General features: G+C 37.3%; 14 protein-coding genes. 13 read left to right on the forward strand and 1 reads right to left on the reverse strand.

Annotated features, from left to right (window positions below; genetic code table 11):
- The first annotated feature begins 288 nt into the window (after positions 1–288).
- The 4 genes from accD (at position 289) to B9N79_RS00790 (ending at position 4,561) form a co-directional block, all read left to right on the forward strand.
- Positions 289–1,155, forward strand: coding sequence for an acetyl-CoA carboxylase, carboxyltransferase subunit beta (gene accD, locus B9N79_RS00775; RefSeq protein ID WP_019391211.1), 867 nt, complete (start codon positions 289–291; stop codon positions 1,153–1,155).
- Positions 1,146–2,123 (forward strand): acetyl-CoA carboxylase carboxyl transferase subunit alpha, encoded by a 978-nt coding sequence (gene accA, locus B9N79_RS00780; RefSeq protein WP_040056916.1) that lies wholly within the window; start codon positions 1,146–1,148, stop codon positions 2,121–2,123. The genes accD and accA overlap by 10 nt, the downstream gene beginning before the upstream one ends.
- 162 nt (positions 2,124–2,285) lie before the next feature.
- The gene (gene pyk, locus B9N79_RS00785; protein ID WP_040056915.1) at positions 2,286–4,046 is read left to right on the forward strand and encodes a pyruvate kinase; all 1,761 of its coding nucleotides are present in this window, start codon (positions 2,286–2,288) and stop codon (positions 4,044–4,046) included.
- 122 nt (positions 4,047–4,168) lie between these two features.
- Positions 4,169–4,561, forward strand: coding sequence for an FxsA family protein (locus B9N79_RS00790; RefSeq protein WP_040056914.1), 393 nt, complete (start codon positions 4,169–4,171; stop codon positions 4,559–4,561).
- Positions 4,562–4,620: 59 nt separating this feature from the next.
- Here B9N79_RS00790 and ytvI read toward each other — a convergent pair whose 3' ends face one another.
- Positions 4,621–5,742, reverse strand: a complete 1,122-nt coding sequence (gene ytvI, locus B9N79_RS00795; RefSeq protein WP_040056913.1) for a sporulation integral membrane protein YtvI — start codon at positions 5,740–5,742, stop codon at positions 4,621–4,623.
- 163 nt (positions 5,743–5,905) lie between these two features.
- On the opposite strand from ytvI, the gene B9N79_RS00800 reads away from it, so the two are divergent.
- The 9 genes from B9N79_RS00800 to mutM all read left to right on the forward strand — a co-directional run bounded on the left by B9N79_RS00800 (position 5,906) and on the right by mutM (position 17,119).
- Entirely contained in the window at positions 5,906–6,367 is a 462-nt protein-coding gene (locus B9N79_RS00800) for a DUF441 domain-containing protein (RefSeq protein ID WP_019391216.1), read from the forward strand.
- 333 nt (positions 6,368–6,700) lie between these two features.
- Positions 6,701–7,816 carry a citrate synthase gene (citZ, locus tag B9N79_RS00805; RefSeq protein ID WP_019391217.1) on the forward strand — a complete coding sequence of 372 codons (1,116 nt, stop codon included), beginning with the start codon at positions 6,701–6,703 and terminating at the stop codon, positions 7,814–7,816.
- A gap of 73 nt (positions 7,817–7,889) precedes the next feature.
- Positions 7,890–9,182, forward strand: coding sequence for an NADP-dependent isocitrate dehydrogenase (gene icd, locus B9N79_RS00810; RefSeq protein WP_268586573.1), 1,293 nt, complete (start codon positions 7,890–7,892; stop codon positions 9,180–9,182).
- Between the two features lie 34 nt (positions 9,183–9,216).
- Positions 9,217–10,155: a malate dehydrogenase gene (gene mdh / locus B9N79_RS00815; RefSeq protein WP_019391219.1), complete on the forward strand. Its 939-nt coding sequence runs from the start codon at positions 9,217–9,219 to the stop codon at positions 10,153–10,155.
- Between the two features lie 86 nt (positions 10,156–10,241).
- On the forward strand, positions 10,242–10,712 hold the full coding sequence (locus B9N79_RS00820) for a MaoC/PaaZ C-terminal domain-containing protein (RefSeq protein ID WP_019391220.1): 471 nt from the start codon (positions 10,242–10,244) through the stop codon (positions 10,710–10,712).
- Between the two features lie 145 nt (positions 10,713–10,857).
- Positions 10,858–11,577: a response regulator transcription factor gene (locus tag B9N79_RS00825; protein ID WP_019391221.1), complete on the forward strand. Its 720-nt coding sequence runs from the start codon at positions 10,858–10,860 to the stop codon at positions 11,575–11,577.
- The gene (pnpS, locus tag B9N79_RS00830) at positions 11,570–13,330 is read left to right on the forward strand and encodes a two-component system histidine kinase PnpS (RefSeq protein ID WP_040056912.1); all 1,761 of its coding nucleotides are present in this window, start codon (positions 11,570–11,572) and stop codon (positions 13,328–13,330) included. Before B9N79_RS00825 ends, pnpS begins: the two co-directional genes overlap by 8 nt.
- 244 nt (positions 13,331–13,574) lie before the next feature.
- Positions 13,575–16,205, forward strand: a complete 2,631-nt coding sequence (polA, locus tag B9N79_RS00835; protein ID WP_040056911.1) for a DNA polymerase I — start codon at positions 13,575–13,577, stop codon at positions 16,203–16,205.
- Between the two features lie 77 nt (positions 16,206–16,282).
- Positions 16,283–17,119: a DNA-formamidopyrimidine glycosylase gene (gene mutM / locus B9N79_RS00840; protein ID WP_019391224.1), complete on the forward strand. Its 837-nt coding sequence runs from the start codon at positions 16,283–16,285 to the stop codon at positions 17,117–17,119.
- The last annotated feature ends 30 nt before the right edge of the window (positions 17,120–17,149 follow it).

Raw genomic sequence — 17,149 nt, forward strand, 5'->3', positions numbered from 1 at the left:
ATCATTTGTTCGTCTAGTAGGGAGCTCCTCATCCTTTAGTCCTGTATAATAGAATGGGTGAAGCACTTTTTACCTTTCGTTCACACTGTAGGAATGCTTATTTTAAGTGAAAATGTCGAAGGACATGCGTCACAAACTGACAGCATCTTTTAGAAAGTTCCGCTATTCTAATTCTAAAATACAAGCACCTTGAACGTAAGCAGATATGTACAAGTGTGATCTTCTTAGGCATTTTACGCTTGCCTTTTCACTCCAATGACACTAATGAAATGTAAGGGAGGGCAAACTTTGTTAAGAGACTGGTTTGTTAAAAAGAAAAAATATGCTTCGATTCCTTCAGAACATATAAGACAAGAAGTACCAGAAGGAATTATGACAAAGTGTAAGAAATGTAAAAAAATCATGTATACAAAAGAATTGAAAAAGAATTTAAAAGTTTGTTTAAACTGTGGATATCATCATCAAATGACAGGATATGAACGTATTTCGAGTTTGCTTGATGAAGAAAGTTTTGTTGAATATGACAAAGGTATGACGTCTGCAAATCCGTTAGACTTTCCGTCTTACCTTGAAAAAATCCAACAAGATCAACAGAAAACAGGAATGAATGAAGCAATTGTAACGGGTGAAGGAACGATCAATGGTGTAGCTGTTGTTATAGCGGTAATGGATTCTCATTTTAGAATGGGAAGTATGGGATCTGTAGTTGGCGAAAAAATTACGCGCGCGGTAGAAAAAGCAGTGGAAAAACGCGTGCCGTTTTTGATTTTCACAGCTTCTGGCGGCGCTCGTATGCAAGAGGGTGTATTAAGCCTTATGCAGATGGCTAAAACAAGCGTTGCTTTAAACCGTCTTGGTGAAGCAGGAGAGCTGTTTATTTCAGTAATGACGCATCCAACAACAGGAGGAGTTTCTGCAAGCTTTGCTTCGCTTGGTGACTACAATTTTGCCGAGCCTGGTGCACTTATTGGATTTGCTGGACGTCGAATTATTGAACAAACGATTCGCGAAGAACTTCCGGAGGACTTTCAAACAGCTGAATTTTTATTAAAACATGGTCAGCTTGATGCTGTCATTAAAAGGCATGATATGAAAGAAACGCTTGGAAATATTCTAGATATGCATAAGTCAGGAGGTGGAGAAGAATGGCAGTAGAGCTTGAATTCGAACGCCCTGTCGTGGAGCTTCGTAATAAAATTCAAGAGCTTAAAAACTTTGCTCAGAGCTCGGACGTTGACTTATCTGGAGAAGTAAGCAAGCTTGAAGAACGTTTGAAGCGTGTGGAACATGAAATTTATGACCATCTCGCTCCATGGGACCGTGTGCAGATTGCTAGACATGCTGAACGTCCTACAACAGCAGACTATATTGAGCAGTTGTTTACAAACTTTTTTGAGTGTCATGGCGATCGTCTTTTTGGTGAAGATGAAGCTATTATTGGTGGTATCGCTAAATTCCATGGTCTTCCTGTTACAGTTATCGGCCATCAGCGTGGAAAGGACACGAAAGAAAATCTTCGTCGTAACTTCGGGATGCCACATCCTGAAGGATATAGAAAAGCTCTTCGGCTTATGAAGCAAGCCGAGAAGTTTAACCGTCCGATTATTACTTTTGTCGATACAAAAGGAGCTTACCCAGGAAAAGCAGCTGAAGAACGTGGACAAAGTGAAGCAATTGCTAAAAACTTAATGGAAATGGCTGGATTTACGGTTCCGATTATCTCTGTTGTTATTGGAGAAGGTGGGAGTGGTGGTGCTATTGGTTTAGGTCTTAGCAATCATCTTCATATGCTTGAGAATTCCACTTATTCTGTCATTTCTCCAGAGGGAGCAGCAGCACTTCTTTGGAAAGATTCGACGCTTGCTAAAAAAGCAGCTGAGACAATGAGAATCACGGCTCCAGATTTGAAAGAATTAGGGGTTATTGATGATGTAATTGAAGAAATTCGCGGCGGAGCTCATCGCGATGTTGTGAAACAGGCACAGTTTATTGACGCGACAATTAAATCATCTCTTTTATCTTTAAGAAAACTTTCAAAAGAAGAGCTCGTTAACCAGCGCTATGCAAAATATCGCGAAATTGGCGAATTCTTAGAAGAACAAAAACAAAAAGTTACAAAATAGATAGCAGAAAAAAGATGCCTTTTTTAAAGGCATCTTTTTTCTATAAATGAAGAATGACTATTAATTCTCCGTAAAGACAAAGAACAGAGGGTTTCGAAAATGCCTTAATTGTAGCATAATAGAGAAGTGGAGTAACAAGCAAATAGTGGGAGGATCTAAATCATGAGAAAAACAAAAATTGTTTGTACAATTGGTCCAGCTAGTGAAAGTAAAGAAATGCTTGAAAAGTTAGTACAAGCGGGTATGAACGTTGCACGTTTAAATTTCTCGCATGGAGATTTTGAAGAGCATGGAGCTCGTGTAAAAACCATTCGTGAAGTTAGTCGTGAAAGTGGTAAAACCGTAGCGATTCTTTTGGATACAAAGGGGCCTGAGATTCGAACACATACGGTAGAAAACGGTGAGATTTCGCTTTCAAAAGATGATGAAGTTATTGTATCAATGAATGAAGTTGTCGGAACTCCACAAAAGTTCTCAATTACATACAAAGGGTTAATTAATGACGTTGAGAAAGGGTCAACCATTTTATTAGATGATGGATTAATTGAACTTGAAGTAATTGATATTAACAAAAAACATGAAGAAATCCGCACAAAGGTCCGCAATCCAGGGATTTTGAAAAATAAAAAAGGCGTCAATGTACCAGGAGTGAGCGTAAATCTCCCTGGTATGACTGAGAAAGATGCAAATGATATTAAGTTTGGCATCGAGCAAGAAGTTGATTTTATTGCAGCTTCTTTTGTTCGCAGAGCTTCAGATGTACTGGAAATCCGCCAACTTTTAGAAGAGAACGGCGGGGAGCATATTCAAATTATCCCGAAGATTGAAAATCAGGAAGGGGTAGATAATATTGATGAGATATTAGCTGTATCAGATGGTCTCATGGTCGCGCGTGGAGATTTAGGTGTTGAAATTCCTGCCGAGACTGTTCCCCTTGTCCAAAAAAGGCTAATAAAAAAATGCAATGAATTAGGAAAACCCGTTATTACGGCAACACAAATGCTTGATTCAATGCAAAGAAATCCTCGCCCAACGCGAGCGGAGGCAAGTGACGTAGCAAACGCTATTTTTGATGGAACAGACGCAATTATGCTTTCTGGTGAAACAGCAGCAGGTCATTATCCTGTTGAATCTGTGCAAACGATGAATGCTATTGCAACAAGAGTAGAAAAAGCTCTAAATTATCAAGATCTTCTAAAAAAACGAAGTCAACAAATTGGAGCTACTGTAACAGATGCTATTGGTCAATCTGTTGTGCATACATCTTTGAACTTAAATGTTAATGCAATATTAGCTCCAACTGAAAGTGGTTATACAGCGAAGATGATTTCAAAGTATCGTCCTCAAGCGCAGATTATTGGGGTTACAACAGATGAAAAAGTTTTAAGAAAGCTTGCACTCGTTTGGGGAGTACATCCCGTGCTTGGCGAGAATGTGGCCACAATTGATGAAATGCTTGATATGTCAGTTCGTGCTGCTCGTAAATCAAGCAATATTGAAAATGGAGATGTTGTTGTAATTACAGCAGGTGTTCCTGTCGGGAAATCTGGAACAACAAACCTTATGAAAGTGCAGGTTGTTGGAGAACTGCTTGCAAAAGGACAAGGTATTGGACGTAAATCAGCATTCGGAAAAGTAGTGGTTGCTAAAAACGCAAAAGAACTACAAGAAAAAATAACTGAAGGAAGTATTGTTGTTACAATTGGTACAGATCGAGATATGATGGATTCATTAGAAAAAGCATCAGCTATTATTACAGAAGAAGGTGGCTTAACAAGTCATGGAGCTGTTGTTGGTTTAAGTCTAGGTATTCCTGTCATTGTAGGAATTGAAAATGCAACAGAGCTCTTTAAAGATGGTCAAGATGTAACCGTTGATGGGAATGGCGGCGTTATTTATAAAGGACATGCAAGCGTGCTATAAAAGGAAAGTAGAGTCGATGTTCATGCATCGACTTTTTCTTTATAGCCGTTTTCTTTATCTTTTCAGCCATAACTCTTATAATAGAGGTAGTCCTCAAATCTATTGTGAGTGGAGGAAAGGTTATGAAAAAAATTTTTCCGTTCTTTTTAGTTTTAGTATTGCTTGAAATTGCAGCCATGATTTATATAGGAAGTGCGATTGGCTTTTTTTCTACCCTTTTATTGATAGTAGCTACAAGCATAGCAGGAGCCTATTTTTCAAAAAAACAAGGTCTTCTTGTATTACAAAAAGCTCGTTATCAAATGGAACATGGTTATGTGCCGGGAGAAGAAATTATGGATGGTTTATGTGTACTCCTTGCTGGAATATTGCTTATCATTCCTGGGTTTATTACAGATATAACAGGTCTTATATTCCTGCTTCCTTTTACAAGAAACCTTCTTAAACCAATAATTTCACGCTATCTCGGCACTATTTTCCGAAATAAAGGATTTGTCATGATGCGTCGTTTTTAAATAAATATTTTATCAACAAAAGAGCTTCTACTTGTAGAAGCTCTCTGTTGTTTTAGACGTCAAATTTTCTTTTTGTTATCTAAAATAAACGCTAAGAGATGATGAAAAACTCCAACTTTGTGTATTGTATTAAAGAGAACAAGAGAAGTTGGCCCAATAATAAGTCCAAAAAAGCCAAAAAGTTGAAAACCGATAAAAACAGCTATTAATGTTGCAAGTGGATCAATTCCAATACTTGATGAAAGAACTTTTGGCTCCATGATTTGCCTTTGGACAGCAACGACTACATAAAGTACAAGTAAGCCTATTCCGAGTGCGTTATTTCCACTTAAAAAGTTATAAAGGGCCCATGGTACAAGAATGACTCCTGTTCCTAAGTAAGGAATTAAATCAACAAAACCAACGATAAGAGCGATAGTAATGGCATAATCAATTCGTAAAATCAATAATCCTATAAGAACGATAATAGTTGTAATCGAAATAAGGGTAAGCTGTGCTTTTAGGAATCCTGTTAGCGCAAACTTTAGTTCAATGATGATGGTACGTAGGCTTTTTTTCACTTTAGGTGGGAAAACTTTATTTATTTTTCCTTTGAGCTTGTTTAAATCTTTACTAATAAAAAAAGTAGCAAGAAGGGAAAAGATGAAAAACGTAGCTGCATTTGGCAGCCATGTAAAAACGATTGGAATACTTTGTAAGAAACGTTGAATGAAAGTTCCGACTGTTTCAGATAGAGTTTCTCCAACATTTTGGATGTTCGTCATCATTGCAATTTGCTGCTCGTTTTCTAGGTTGTTGAAAAAAGAAGATAATTTATTATAAAGCGGGATAATTTGCTCTCCTAGAAACTGTTCGATGTATAAAACAAGATGAGTAAAGTTTTGAGGCACGGATTTTGCTAAATACTCAGCTCCTGCTACGATTTCAGTAAAAAGAAGCACTAATATACCTGCTACTGAACAAAAAAGAAGAAGAAGAGTTGTTAATATAGCTAAAGAACGTGGAAACCTCAGCCGATTCTCCAATAGATTTACAAAGGGATTAATCATTAGAGAAAGGATAAAAGCAACGATAAAAGGATAAATCAAGTGTGATAAATGATATAGGAACCAAAAGGAAAGAATGGTGAGGGAGACAACGAGTAGAATTCGACCAAATATGGAAACATAGTGTGAATTCATTTTTTTCCTCCTAGCATGTCCAGTTATTATATCTTACATATGCATGATGAATTTTAGAAGTTTACAGCTGGATTTTTAAATTTTTTACATTGGAATGTGCAAAAAAATACTTTTCTGAAATAGAAAATATTTACTTTGAAAAATCAAGAAAGGTGATGAGCACGTGTTCTCACAAGCAACATTATTTTTACTTATTTTCCTTGGAATTGCAGTCATTGCTAAGAACCAATCGCTTATTTTTGCTGTTGCTTTTTTACTGGTTATAAAACTGATTGGCCTTGATAGCAAGCTGTTTCCTTACCTACAAACTAAAGGAATTAATTTAGGAGTGACAATTATAACAATCGCAGTCCTTATCCCAATTGCTACAGGAGAAATTGGGTTTAAACAGCTTGGAGACGCTGTGAAGTCTTCCTATGCCTGGATTGCTCTAGGAGCAGGAATCGCTGTGGCGCTTATTGCAAAACATGGGTTAACGCTCCTTCAAAATGATCCTCAAATCACAGCTGCTCTTGTAATTGGAACAATTTTGGCTGTTGCCCTTTTTCAAGGAGTTGCCGTTGGGCCACTTATTGGAGCTGGAATTGCCTATATTTGTATGAAAATCGTTGAAATGTTTCAATGAATATTTTCTTGTTATAATAAAAATTTAAAATTTATTGATACTTATCATTCACAAAAGTCTGATAATTGTTTATAATGATAGGTGAACAACATTTAACCTACCTTTTTAGCGGGCACAAAAATGACTAGCTTAAAACAGGGCTAGCTATTTTTAGTGCACGAGAAAATGAAAGCATTTTCTTTGTGAATGCTTGCTCAAGGTAAGCTTAAATGTACGCTCTCAAGCGGAGAATTAACCTTTTTCTGTTCAAAAAGTCACTGTGCTGCGAATAAAAAGGAAAAATTCATACCGCAGGAGAAAAAGGGGAAATTTTTTATAGAAGGAGAGGAGAATATGACAGCAACTCGAGGTTTAGAAGGAGTCGTAGCTACAACATCAGCTGTAAGTTCAATTATTGACGATATGCTAACGTATCGAGGATACAATATTGATGATTTAACAAGCTATGCTACATTTGAAGAGGTAGTTTATCTACTTTGGCATGGTAAGCTTCCTAATGAAGGTGAATTATCAGAGTTTACTAGACTGCTATCTGAAAATGCAGAGCTTCCAAAAGAAGTTGTAGATCACTTCTCAACATATCCAGTTGAGAAAGTACATCCAATGGCAGCACTAAGAACAGCTGTATCATTGTTAGGTTTGTATGATGAGGAAGCGGACAGTGTTGAAGAAGAAGCGAACTATCGCAAAGCTATTCGCTTACAGGCACAGCTTCCAACAATCGTTACGACGTTTGCACGTATAAGAAAAGGACTTGATCCAATTGCTCCGAAAAAAGAGTACGGACTAGCGAAAAACTTTCTCTATATGTTAAATGGAGAAGAGCCAAGTGATATTGCTGTTGAAGCTTTTAATAAAGCACTTGTTCTTCATGCTGACCATGAATTGAACGCATCGACATTTACAGGCCGTGTATGTGTTGCAACACTATCTGATATGTATTCTGGTTTAACAGCTGCAATTGGCGCTTTAAAAGGACCTCTTCATGGAGGAGCAAACGAAGCTGTAATGAAGATGCTCTCTGATATTGGTGATGTGGACAGAGTCGATTCTTACATTCAAGCTAAACTGGATGGGAAAGAGAAGATTATGGGATTTGGTCATCGTGTTTATCGAGAGGGAGACCCACGCGCTAAACATTTAAGAGAAATGTCTAGAAAGCTTGCAGATGTAACGGGAGAAAAGAAATGGTATGAGATGTCATTGAAAATTGAAGATCTCGTTACAAGTCAAAAAGACTTACCGCCGAACGTAGATTTTTATTCTGCATCTGTCTACCATTCTTTAAAGATAGATCATGATTTATTTACACCAATTTTCGCAGTCAGCCGCGTTTCAGGATGGATTGCTCATATTCTAGAACAGTATTCAAATAATCGTTTAATTCGTCCGCGCGCTGAATATATAGGACCTGATAAACAGGCATATGTTTCTATTGAAGATCGTTAACTAAATCGATCTTGTGCTCAGGATTTGATTTCTTGAGCACAGCACCATTTTTTTACACAATACTAGGGAGGTTATTTCCATGACACAAGGAGAAAAAATTCAAGTTAACAACGGAGTATTACAAGTACCTAATAAACCAATCATTCCATATATCGAAGGAGACGGAATCGGTCCTGATATTTGGGCAGCAGCATCAAGAGTATTAGAAGCAGCTGTTCAAAAAGCGTATAATGGAGAGCGTGGCATCGTCTGGAAGGAAGTTTTAGCTGGAGAAAAAGCTTACAATGCAACTGGCGAATGGCTTCCTGCTGAAACATTAGATGCTGTACGTGAATATATGATTGCAATTAAAGGGCCTTTAACAACTCCTGTTGGCGGAGGAATTCGTTCTTTAAACGTTGCTCTTCGTCAAGAGTTAGACTTATTTGTTTGCTTACGTCCTGTTCGCTACTTTACAGGTGTTCCATCTCCTGTTAAACGTCCTGAAGATACAGACATGGTTATCTTCCGTGAAAATACAGAAGATATTTATGCTGGTATTGAATATGAAAAAGGTTCAGAAGAAGTGAAAAAACTTATTGACTTCCTTCAAAATGAAATGGGAGTAAATAAAATTCGCTTCCCAGAAACATCTGGTATTGGAATTAAGCCTGTATCAGAAGAGGGGACAAAACGTCTTGTACGTGGTGCAATCAACTACGCAATTAGTGAAGGACGTAAATCTGTAACCCTTGTACATAAAGGGAACATTATGAAATTTACAGAAGGCGCATTTAAAAATTGGGGCTATGAGCTAGCTGAACAAGAGTTTGGGGATAAAGTATTCACATGGGCTCAGTATGATCGCCTTGTTGAAACAGAAGGTAAAGAAGCAGCAAATAAAGCACAAGATGAGGCTGTTGAAGCTGGAAAAATTATTGTGAAAGATTCTATTGCTGATATCTTCTTACAACAAATCCTAACACGTCCAAGTGAGTTCGATGTTGTGGCGACAATGAACTTAAATGGCGACTATATTTCAGATGCTCTTGCAGCACAAGTTGGTGGAATTGGAATTGCTCCAGGAGCAAACATCAACTATGAAACTGGACATGCTATTTTCGAAGCAACACACGGTACAGCTCCGAAATACGCTGGTCTTGATAAAGTAAATCCATCTTCTGTTATTCTTTCAGGTGTACTAATGCTTGAACACTTAGGATGGAAAGAAGCAGCAGATCTTGTAATGAGCGCAATGGATAAAACAATTGCTTCTAAAGTCGTAACATATGACTTTGCTCGTTTAATGGACGGAGCAACAGAAGTGAAATGCTCTGAGTTTGGCGATAAGCTAATTCAAAATATGGAAGAAGAAGTAACAGTATAACGTTAGAAAGTAAGAAAAAAGAGGAGGAATTATGATGACAATGAGACGTAAGAAAATCTCCGTTATTGGTGCAGGCTTTACTGGAGCAACAACAGCATTTCTTTTAGGACAAAAAGAACTTGGTGATGTTGTTCTTGTCGATATTCCAAATGCAGAGGGACCAACAAAAGGGAAAGCATTGGACATGCTTGAGGCTAGTCCAATTGAAGGGTTTGATTCAAACATTGTTGGCACGTCTAACTACGAAGATACGGCAAATTCTGATGTTGTCATCATTACAGCAGGTATCGCTCGTAAGCCAGGAATGAGCCGCGATGATCTTGTTACAACAAACCAAAAAGTAATGAAAAGTGTAACGCAAGAAATTGTAAAGTATTCGCCAGATTGTCATATCATTGTATTAACAAATCCTGTTGATGCGATGACATACACAGTGTACAAAGAATCTGGTTTCCCGAAAAACCGCGTTATTGGTCAATCAGGGGTGCTTGACACTGGACGTTTCCGTACGTTTGTTGCGCAAGAGTTAAACGTATCTGTTAAAGATGTAACAGGTTTCGTTCTTGGTGGACATGGAGACGATATGGTACCGCTTGTGCGCTACTCTTACGCAGGCGGAATTCCACTTGAAACACTTATTCCGAAAGAGCGCCTAGACGCTATTGTAGAGCGTACAAGAAAAGGCGGCGGTGAAATTGTTGGTTTGTTAGGAAACGGAAGTGCTTATTACGCACCAGCAGCTTCATTAGTAGAAATGACGGAAGCAATTGTGAAAGATCAGCGCCGTATCTTACCTTCCATTGCATACCTTGAAGGTGAATATGGATACCAAGGAATTTACCTTGGCGTTCCGACAGTCCTAGGTGGAAATGGAATTGAACAAGTTATTGAATTAGAGTTAACAGATCCTGAACGTGCTCAACTTGATCAATCTGCAGAATCTGTTAAAAAAGTAATGAGCGTACTTGTATAATAAAAAAAGAAAGGTTCGGAGGCATATCTCCGAGCCTTTCTTTTTAAATATTAATGTAAGCGATTTCATTTTAAGGGGGCGTTCATGTGTTGGGGAAAAGAGTAAAACTTGGCAGGTTTATAGAAGAGCTTTCTGTTGGTGAAACATTTTTAAAAGAGGAAAAGATGGAGGATAGAGAGCTACTTTTATATTTAGGATTAACAGACGATGCTAACCCATTATATATTCAACATGATTATACAGCGCAAACTCCTGTAAAAAAGCCAATCGTTCCCTCTATTATGCTCTCAGGCATGATTACTTCTACGATATCCAAACACTTTCCAGGGCCAGGGAGCCAAATTTTAAGTCAATCTCTTCAATTTATACACCCTGTTTATCATTATGAAACAATTGAAATTTCGCTTAAAATTCTAGAATTAAATCGAGATTCTGAAACCATTAAAATAGACGTAGTAGCAAATAAAGATAATCGCAATGTTATAAAAGGAGAAATCCTAGTACGCACTCCATATCGGCCAAAAGAGTTAGACGAATACGTATTTCAGAACTTCTAAAAGCGATCCCTTAGACCATTTCCAATAGCAGCTATAAATAAATTGGAAAATGGTCTTTTTCCCTTTGAGAAGTTTAAAAATTCATTGTATGATTATAATGAATGGAAAAAAACTTGTTAAAAGTTTAACGTGAGCGGAGGCGCATATGGGTAAAAAGCTATTAGTAGTGGATGATGAACAATCTATCGTAACGTTATTACAGTATAACTTACAGCAAGCAGGCTTTGAAGTTTTAACAGCTATGGATGGAGAAGAAGGGCTAGAGTTAGCAAACAGCCAGGAGCTTGATTTAATTGTACTAGATTTAATGCTTCCAAAGATGGATGGGATTGAAGTATGTAAAAAGCTTCGTCAACAAAAAGTGATGGTTCCCATCTTAATGCTAACAGCTAAAGATGATGAGTTTGATAAAGTACTAGGTCTTGAACTTGGTGCAGACGACTATATGACAAAACCGTTTAGCCCACGAGAAGTTGTAGCTCGTGTGAAGGCCATTTTAAGAAGAACACAGTTTGCCCCACAGCAAAGTGAGGAAACATCTGGACTTGGTGATGAAGTTTTTATTGGATCACTTCGAATTTTACCAGAGCACTATGAGGCTTATTTTGAAGGAAACCGCATTGAACTTACTCCAAAAGAATTTGAACTTCTATTATATTTAGCGAAACATAAAGGACGAGTATTAACTCGTGATCAGTTATTAAGTGCTGTATGGAATTACGATTTTGCGGGAGATACAAGAATTGTAGATGTGCATATTAGTCATCTACGAGAAAAAATTGAGCGTAACTCCAGAAAACCTGTTTATATTAAAACAATTCGAGGATTAGGATACAAGCTAGAGGAGCCTAAATCGGATGAATAGATTTCGCTCTCGTCTCCTATTTGCTTTGCTTACTCTAATTATTGTCGTGCTTATTGGACTAGGTCTTTTGCTTGGTCAGCTTTTCAAAAGCTTTTATGTCCAAAACTTTCACGATCGATTAGAAAAAGAAGTAAGCCTTGTTGAAATTATCGTCTCTGAAAAAGGGCTGGGTTCAAAAGAGCTTCATGATGAACTTGATTCAATAAGCAAAATTTTAAGAGCGAGAGCTACCGTTTTCTCTGATAAGGGGAAGATTTTATTAGATTCAAATGGAGCAAATCTTCCTGTAACAGATAAAGATTTACAGGACTTTGTGAAAAAACGTATTAATGAACAAGATGGGGTTGTACGTGAAGGTGGTAACTCTGAAGTTTATTATTACGGCGCACCAATCGTTCAAAATAATCAAAAGGTAGGCAGCGTTGTATTAAGCGCTTCTATAGATTCATTAGACAAAATTAATACACAAATTTGGGGAGTTTTGATTGGTAGTTTAGGAATGGCCCTTGTTGTTATTTTACTTTTAGGGGTCAAAATTATGAATCAATATACAAAACCAATTGAATCCGCAACAAAAGTTGCCATGGAGCTTGCACGTGGGAACTATAAAGCTCGTACATATGAAGACTATGTTGATGAAACAGGAATGCTAAGTCAAGCAATTAATATTTTAGCACGAAATTTACAGGAGCTTATTGCTTCACAAGAAGTGCAGCAAGATAGATTAAGGACGCTTATTGAAAATATGGATAGCGGTCTTATTTTGATTGATGAAAAAGGCTATATTAATCTTATTAATCGCTCATATAAAGATACATTTAAGATTAATCCAACAGATTATCTTTATCAGCTGTATTACGAGGCTTTTTCACATCGTGAAATTGCAGCGATTGTCGAAGAGATTTTTATGACAGAGCTTCGAGTCCGAAAAAGTATTGTGATTCCAATCAATATTGAACGTCGTCATTTTGAAGTATATGGATCACCTATTATCGGGCTGAATGATGAATGGAAAGGGATTATCCTGGTTTTTCATGATGTTACGGAGTTGAAGAAACTAGAACAAATGAGAAAAGACTTTGTAGCGAATGTCTCGCATGAGCTAAAAACGCCAATTACGTCTATTACAGGGTTTAGTGAGACTCTACTCGAAGGTGCAGGGAATGATGAGGAGATTAGAAATCAATTTCTAAAAATCATTCACAAAGAAGGTCAACGGATGCAAAGCCTTATTCAAGACTTGCTCGATTTATCTAAAATTGAGCAGCAAGGTTATAAACTTACCATTGCAGAAGTTAATCTAGTAGAAGTGATTGAAGAAATTATCATGATTTTAAAAGAAAAAGCAAAATCAAAAGGGATTGAGCTTGCTTTTTATCATGAAAAAGAAGAAATGTTTATTGAAGCAGATAGTGAACGTTTAAAGCAAATCTTTATTAACCTTATTAATAATGCCATTACGTATACACCAAGTGGCGGAAAAGTCACGTTAAAGATGAGGGATGGTCGCCAGGGTGTTGAAGTATTAGTGAAAGATACTGGAATTGGCGTATCAGAGGAAGAAATCCCACGTATTTTTGAACGGTTTTATCGGGTAGACAGAGCAAGAAGCCGAAATTCAGGTGGAACAGGCCTTGGACTTGCTATTGTAAAACACTTAATTGAAGCACATCATGGACAAATTGATGTGGAAAGTGCTGTTGGAGAAGGCACAACTTTTAAAGTGAATCTTAAAAAGAAACAAGGAAAATAACCACCTTGTTTGGATATGAGATGAAAGTTTACATCAATTTTACAAACGATTTAACTAAGGTTAACATTCTATTGGTAAAGTAATAAGTGGAAACCCCTTCATCCAAGGAGCCAATGTTGATAGGTGAAAACAGACTAATCTGTTTTCACCTCTTTTTTTATGTTTATAAAAAGGACTGAATTTTTCTTTCTATGAGAGATTTTGATACAATACTAATAAGTGAAAGAAAGATGGAGGACGAAAAATGACCAAAAAGCTTGTCTTAGTTGATGGAAATAGCATTGCTTATCGCGCATTTTTTGCATTGCCGCTGTTAAGCAATGATAAAGGTATTCATACAAATGCAATTTACGGCTTTACTACAATATTGACACGTATTTTAGAAGAAGAAAAACCAACCCATATGCTTGTTGCATTTGATGCTGGAAAAACAACGTTTCGACATAAAACATTTACAGAATATAAAGGTGGACGTCAAAAGACACCGCCAGAGCTCTCTGAACAGTTTTCATTTATTAGAGAGCTGCTTGATGTATACGGTATTTCTCGCTATGAATTAACAAATTATGAAGCTGATGATATTATTGGGACGCTTTCTTTAACAGCAGAGAAAGAAGATTTCGAAGTCAAAGTAATTACAGGAGACAAAGATTTACTTCAGCTTGTTTCTCCTAAAACAACAGTAGCAATTACGAAAAAAGGAATTACAGAAGTAGATGCATTTACTCCTGAAAAAATTGATGAAACATACGGTATTTCCTCAAATCAAATTATTGATATGAAGGGATTAATGGGAGATAAATCAGATAACATTCCAGGAGTAGAGGGGATTGGAGAAAAAACGGCCCTTAAACTTCTAAAAGAGTTCGGATCAGTTGAAGAAGTGCTAAACTCCATCGATCAGATTAGCGGAAAGAAAATGAAAGAGCGTCTTGAAGAAAATAAAGAAACAGCTTTAATGAGCAAAGAGCTTGCCACAATTATGCGTGATTCACCAATTGAAATTTCTTTAGCTGAAACAGAATATAAAGGCTATGATGAAGAAAAGCTTATTGCTCTTTATAAGGAACTAGGATTTAAATCAATGCTCGAGAAGCTTGATGTAGAGGTGTCAGAAAGCGCAGAGCTTCAAGAAATTCATCCAACAGTTTTAAAAGATGTAAAAGAAGAGCATCTTGAAGGAAATGTAGCATTAACAGTTGAGCTTTTTGATGAAAATTATCATCACGGAGATATCCTAGGTTTTGGCCTAGTAGGTGAGAAGGAAAGTTATTATATCGACCGTGATACAGCTCTACAATCAGAAGTTTTTGTGAAATGGTTAGAAGACGAAAGTAAGAAAAAAGCTGTTTTTGATATAAAAAGGGCAGCTGTAGCGCTGAAGTGGAATCATGTAGAGCTTCGTGGAGTAGATTTTGACTTGCTTATTGCTGCTTATTTAATAGATCCTGCACAGTCTCATGAGGATGTAGCAGCAGTTGCCAAACTAAAAGGTTATGGTGGACAAGTTCAAGGGGATGAAGAAGTATACGGAAAAGGTGCCAAGCGAGCAGTTCCGAATGAAGAGTCTCTTGCCGAACATACCGTTCGTAAAGCTTTTATGATTAAAACATTAAAGGAACCGTTTTTAAAAGATCTAGAAGAGAATAACCAGCTGTCTCTTTTCAATGATCTTGAAATGCCCCTTGCCCTTGTATTAGGAGAAATGGAAGTACAAGGAGTTCATATGGATATGAACCGTCTTGAAGAAATGGGGAAAGAAATCGGAGAGCGTCTGAGTGAATATGAAAAAAACATTTATGCATTAGCAGGAGAAGAATTTAACATTAATTCACCAAAACAGCTCGGAGTTGTCCTTTTTGAAAACTTAGGTCTTCCACCAATTAAAAAAACCAAAACAGGATATTCTACATCAGCAGACGTGCTAGAAAAGTTGGCGAGTAAGCATGAAATTGTATCTGAAATTCTTCAATACCGCCAGCTAGGAAAACTTCAGTCTACATATATTGAAGGATTGAAGAAAGTAGTGTATAAAGAAACAGATAAAGTGCATACACGTTTTAATCAAACGCTAACTCAAACAGGTCGGTTAAGTTCTACAGATCCTAACTTGCAAAATATCCCAATTCGCCTTGAGGAAGGGAAGAAGATTCGTCAAGCTTTCGTACCTTCACATGAAGGATGGATGATTTTCGCTGCCGACTATTCGCAAATTGAACTGCGCGTTCTTGCTCATATTGCACAAGATAAAAAGCTTATTAACGCATTTAAACACGACCTTGATATTCATACCCAAACAGCTATGGATGTTTTCAAAGTTGAGCGTGACGAAGTAACAGACAATATGCGCCGCCATGCAAAAGCAGTCAATTTTGGTATTGTATATGGAATTAGTGATTACGGCTTATCACAAAGCTTGAATATCTCAAGAAAAGAAGCACAGAAATTCATTGATCGTTATCTAGAAAGTTTCCCAGGCGTTCAAGCTTACATGAATAATATTATCCAAGATGCCAAGGAAGCAGGCTATGTCACAACACTTCTTCATCGTCGTCGCTATCTTCCAGAGCTTACAAGTCGTAATTTTAACTTAAGAAGCTTTGCAGAACGTACGGCTATGAACACACCAATTCAAGGAAGTGCAGCAGATATTATTAAAAAAGCTATGCTTGAAGTGCAAAAGCGTCTTAAAGAGGAAGAGTTAGAAGCAAAACTTCTTCTTCAAGTCCACGATGAATTAATTTTTGAGGCTCCAACAAGTGAGATTGAGAAACTTCAAAAACTTGTACCAGAAGTGATGGAACATGCTATTGAATTAAGCGTGCCGTTGAAAGTTGATCATGCGTACGGAGAAACGTGGTTTGACGCTAAATAATAAAAGTACAATCAGTGAAGGGAAACTTTTCCCTTCACTAATTATGTTTAACAACATATAAGAAAGAAGGGACATCAATGCCAGAACTACCAGAAGTCGAAACCGTTCGTAAGACACTTATAAATCTTGTAAGTGGAAAAACAATTACAAGAGTGAACGTTCTTTGGCCGAATATTATTAAGCGTCCTGTTGAAGTTGCTCAATTCACAGATGCTTTAATAAATCAAAAGATTCATGACGTTGGACGAAGGGGGAAATTTCTTCTTTTTTATCTCGATGATTATACACTTGTATCTCATTTAAGAATGGAAGGAAAATATCGTCTTGTCGAGCAAGGGGAAGATCTTAACAAACATGACCACGTTATGATGCTTTTCAGTGATGGAACAGAGCTTCGTTATAATGACGTTCGAAAGTTTGGAACACTTCATCTTTTTAAAAAAGGAACAGAGTTTGATTCAGGTCCGCTTGTTGGGTTAGGGCCAGAGCCTTTTGCAGAAGAGTTTACAACTGCATCTCTACAAGCAGGGTTAGCGAAAACAAATCGGAAAGTAAAAGTAGCCTTACTAGATCAGAAAATTGTTGTAGGGCTTGGGAATATCTATGTAGATGAAGCGCTGTTTAGAGCGGGAATTCACCCTGAACGTGTTTCTCACACACTTGGTGAAGAAGATATTGTTCGTCTTCATCAAGAAATTATCGCAACGCTTGCTGAGGCAGTAGAAAAGGGTGGAAGCACAATTCGTTCTTATGTGAATACACAAGGAGAAATTGGCACATTCCAACATCAACATTTTGTATATGGGAAAAAAGGCGAGCCTTGCCAAAATTGTGGAACAGAAATTGAGAAATTTACTGTAGGCGGACGCGGGACACATATTTGTCCATCATGCCAACCTTTTCCTAGAATATAATAAGTATATAAACTTCGTCAGCTTTTAATA

This window comes from Priestia filamentosa (genome assembly GCF_900177535.1).
Taxonomy (GTDB): domain Bacteria; phylum Bacillota; class Bacilli; order Bacillales; family Bacillaceae_H; genus Bacillus_I; species Bacillus_I filamentosa.